Source organism: Enterococcus sp. ARL09-542 (assembly GCF_005234805.1).
Classification (GTDB): domain Bacteria; phylum Bacillota; class Bacilli; order Lactobacillales; family Enterococcaceae; genus Enterococcus_D; species Enterococcus_D gallinarum.
Genome location: NZ_QPQX01000049.1, coordinates 1 through 1,446, shown reverse-complemented (window position 1 = coordinate 1,446; position 1,446 = coordinate 1). Strand labels below are relative to the sequence as shown.

The following is a 1,446-nucleotide window of genomic DNA, read 5'->3' as shown; positions in this document are numbered from 1 at the left end:
GAACTATATTTTGTATAAAGATGAAAATGGCCAATCAATTTTTATGACGATCATGGAAATTGAACACGATCCGAAAGTGGGCGAACATTTCATTCGAGCAGAAGATGCAGGAATGGATCTGATTAATGGATTGGTGGATGCATATAGCGCAACCAAAGCGATGACATTTGCAGAGTATTTCAAACTGTTTGCCGGAGATACTGGTTTTGAAATTGGTATCAATGAAATCAGTAATCTCAGTCGCACGTTGAAATGGGAGAGTGAGAGTCAAACGATTCTCGCTCGTTTACTCTCGTTAGCTACACAGTTTGATAATGCAGAACTGAGTTTTTCATTTGAAATTACAGGGACACAAGTTGTTAAGCGATTCGTGGATGTTCATAAAAAAAGAGGAGCAGATAAACGAATTACTTTGTATATGGATAAAGATATCAATAATATTGTGACCAAAGCCAATATTTATGATCTATGTACAGCTATTGTGGCAACTGGTGGTACGCCAGAAGGTAAGAATGAACCAATTAATCTAAAAGGGTATAACTACAAAGATCCAAATGGAAGATTCGTGTTAAACAAGACAACTGGTGTCATGCAGGACATGGAGTCAGTGAAGATTTGGAGTCGATTACTATCAAACAATAATCCAAATCCAAATGCCGGACATATCCAACGTGTCAAAACCTACGAAACGACTGATCAAAAAACACTTTGTGATAATGTCATACGTGAACTAGAAAAAGCAAGTCAACCAGCGATCAATTATGAAACTGACATCGCAAATTTACCAGACAACGTAAAGATAGGCGATACGATTTATCTAGTAGACGAGAATGAAAAACTGTTCTTGAGCGCTCGAGTTCTTGAACTTACGAGATGCTATTCTACTAATGAATATAAAGCTACATTGGGAGACTACCTCATTCAAGATGGCGGAGTTAGTCAATCGCTTAAAGAGTTAGCTGATCAGTTAAAGCAAGCCACTACTTATGTTTGGATACGTTATGCAGATGATGAGGAAGGTAACGGAATCAGTGCTTTACCAGCCGGAAAAACCTATATTGCGATTAAGCAAGTGTTAGGTGTGCCAACAGCCAGTGATAATCCTGCAGATTATCGGGGACTCTGGGTAAAATTTGTGGGGGAAGGTGTTCCTGGTCCGCCGGGTGAGAATGGTCAGCCAACATACACATGGCTAAAGTATGCGGATGATTATCAAGGAACCAACATGACCGATGATCCAACCGGAAAATATTATATTGGACTAGCTACAAATAAGCTGACCGCAACTGAATCGAACGATCCAAAAGACTATAAGTGGCAACTTGTCAAAGGCGAAGATGGGCAAGATGCACATATCTATCAAGCGTATTCATGGAGTCCAGATGGTGCCGATCGATTTACGACAACATACCCGAATGAAAACATACTGCTAGGAACTAAGTTTGA

General features: G+C 39.7%; 1 protein-coding gene. It reads left to right on the top strand.

The window, feature by feature from the left end:
* The coding region (locus DVW06_RS16785; protein ID WP_174784197.1) for a phage tail spike protein at positions 1-1,446 on the top strand (1,446 nt) is incomplete at both ends.